This window comes from Chengkuizengella marina (assembly GCF_009910845.1).
GTDB classification, from domain to species: domain Bacteria; phylum Bacillota; class Bacilli; order Paenibacillales; family KCTC-33759; genus Chengkuizengella; species Chengkuizengella marina.
On the sequence record NZ_SIJB01000090.1, the window covers coordinates 1 to 2,968 of the forward strand.

2 protein-coding genes are annotated in these 2,968 nt (G+C 33.8%); both read right to left on the minus strand.

All coding sequences use genetic code 11. The features are described from left to right. Positions 1-1,367 (minus strand): peptide ABC transporter substrate-binding protein (locus ERL59_RS20625; protein ID WP_160648112.1); only part of this gene is annotated, 1,367 nt, incomplete at its 3' end. A 609-nt stretch (positions 1,368-1,976) separates the two neighbouring features. After that, a complete protein-coding gene (locus tag ERL59_RS20630; RefSeq protein ID WP_160648113.1) occupies positions 1,977-2,936 on the minus strand; it encodes an ABC transporter ATP-binding protein in 960 nt (319 codons plus the stop codon). Between the last annotated feature and the right edge of the window lie 32 nt (positions 2,937-2,968).

A 2,968-nucleotide genomic window follows, 5' to 3' on the forward strand; every position in this document is an offset into this window, starting at 1 on the left:
CGACCGATTTGATAATCTCCTTCATGAAGTTTATCAATGTATACGCCCCACTCAACATTTTCTAAAGTCACTTGAATGCCAAACGCTTGGTTCCATTGTTCTTGAATTGCTTGAGCTATTTTTTGGTGTCCTTCACTTGTATTGAAATTTAACACAATTGGAGGTAATTCGTCAGCACTAGATAATCCCATTTCTGCCAATGCTTCGTCAAATAACTTTTGTGCTTCTTCAACCGTAGGGTCGAAGTATCCATCAGGATTTAATGGCATGGAAAGTGGAACTGCACCCAATGCTGGCTTTTGATTTCCTTGTGCGACATAGTCAATAATTTCTTGACGGTTAATAGCATATGAGAATGCTTTACGCATTTTTTCATTATCAAATGGTGCTATTTCAGTATTAAATTTGTACCAATAAACACCCGCAATTTCTTGCGTAATTAAATCCCCTGATTCCTTAAGAGGAGCCATTGCGTCCGTAGGTAAAGATGAGAACGGTGCTCCTGCCCAATCTAAATCCCCTGCTTCATACATTGCTAACTCGGTAGATTCGTCTTCTACCATAGAGAAGTTAATTGTTTGTAATTTAACAGCATCTACATTCCAGTAGTCTTCATTTTTAACTAATTCCACTTCACTGCCATGTTCCCATTTTGTTAATTTAAAAGGACCGTTTGTTGCATATAAATCTGTTGCATCGTTTGCCCAATTTTCATTTGCTTCAACAATACTTTTATTAACAGGCATATAAGTATAAAATGCTGTTAATTCAAGGAAATAAGGAGTTGGATTTTCTAAAGTAACCTCTAACGTTTTATCATCTAATGCTCTGACTCCAACTTCATCTAAACTAACATCCCCTGCATTTGCATCAGCTCCATTTTTCAAATAATAAAGCTGATATGCATAGTCAGCAGCTGTTGCAGGATCCAAAGCACGTTTCCATGCATATTCAAAATCATGTGCAGTTACTGGATCTCCATTTGTCCATGAATGATCTCTTATTGTAAAAGTGTACGTTAATAAATCATCAGAAACTTGAACATCTTCAGCAGCTGAAGGTTCATATTCATTTGTTTCTGGGTTTAAACGAGTTAAACCATCAAACACAGCTCGGATTATTGTACCAGAAGTTGAATCACTTGCTAGACCTGGATCAAGTGTTGGTGGTTCACTGTGAAAGTTAACTCGTAAAACCTGCTCAGTAGTCGGTTCTTCATTTACCTCTGTTGTAGTGTTGTCTGTTTCCTTCGGCTGATCTTCTGTCTTTGGATCAGATGAATCCTCACTACAACCAACTAAAGCCATACCCATTACAAAGACTAAAGTTAAAACTGTCAGAAGACTTATTTTGAACCCCTTTTTCATAAAATAGATACCTCCTAATTATTTTTATCAAATTAAATGTCTAATTTTCAAAAAATCCAACAAAAAATAACAATTCACTTGTAAAAAAGAGGAAAATTTAGTATATTATATTAAGTAGATTACGAAATAGCACACATTAAATATGAGAGATTTACACTTTATAGTAACTATAAAACAATTAATTGTATTACTAAAAAGCTCACAATCTCTAAAGAAATGTATAAATAAACTTATATTGTGGTATATGTATGTTTCTATTTAGCGGTGTATACAACAAGCGAACGTGCTCAACTATTTAAAAGACTGTAATTTGAGGAGATTCACCTTTCAATATTGAGCACTATTTTTTGTCACAAATAATTTTCTGAAAATTCAATTTAATATGATAATCTATATCTAAAATAACCTATCCTTTGTTTTCTTGTCAATTAAAATTTCACAATACTATATTAATTTACCATATGAAAGCGTTTTTATTAGTAAATCATGTTATGAATATATGTATATTAATTTTAGTATGTTTATTAAAATATTAAACAAAAAATAAACCCTGATATATGAATTGTTATATTCTTAAAATCAGGGTTTATTGTTGATCATTTATATTATTTATTCAACATAATGACATGCAGCCCAATGGCCTTTTTTATGTTCTACAAATTCAGGTTTTACTTCAGCACATTTATCCGTAGCTAATGGACAACGTGTACGGAAAGTACATCCACTAGGAGGATTAATAGGACTAGGTAAGTCACCGCTTAATACGATTCTTTCACGTTGTGCTTCAACATCTGGGTCAGGAATTGGGATCGCTGACATTAACGCTTTAGTATAAGGGTGTAATGGATTTTCATATAATTCATTACTCTCAGCAAGCTCTACCATATTGCCTAAATACATAACAGCAACTCTATCACTAATATGTTTTACCATAGATAGATCATGAGCAATAAATAAATAAGTTAATCCAAGTTTATTCTGCAAATCTTTTAACAAGTTTACAACTTGAGCCTGTATTGAAACATCCAAAGCAGAGATGGGTTCATCACATATAATAAACTTAGGGTTCACCGCTAATGCTCTAGCAATTCCAATTCTTTGTCTTTGACCACCGGAAAACTCATGTGGGTACCGATCTGCATGATCCGGATTCAAACCAACAAGGTCCAGTAATTCTTGAACCTTCTTCTTGCGTTCTTCTTTACTTTTAGTGATTTTATGAATATCTAAAGGTTCTGCAATAATATCACGAACCGTCATTCTCGGATTTAATGAAGCGTAAGGATCTTGAAAAATCATCTGCATATCACGACGCATTTGTTTCAATTGAGATGAAGAAATATTATAGATGTTCTTACCGTCTATTTTCATTTCGCCAGAAGTTGGTTCATACAGTCGAAGCATTGTTCTTCCAACTGTAGATTTACCACATCCAGATTCTCCAACCATTCCTAAGGTCTCACCTTTTTGGATGGAGAAATTTACACCATCTACTGCTTTTAATACTTGTCCATTTCCTACATGAAAGTGCTTTTTCAAATTTTTAACTTCTATTAATGATTGTGTCATGATTTCACCTCCTGCGCCATCGGATGCATCAA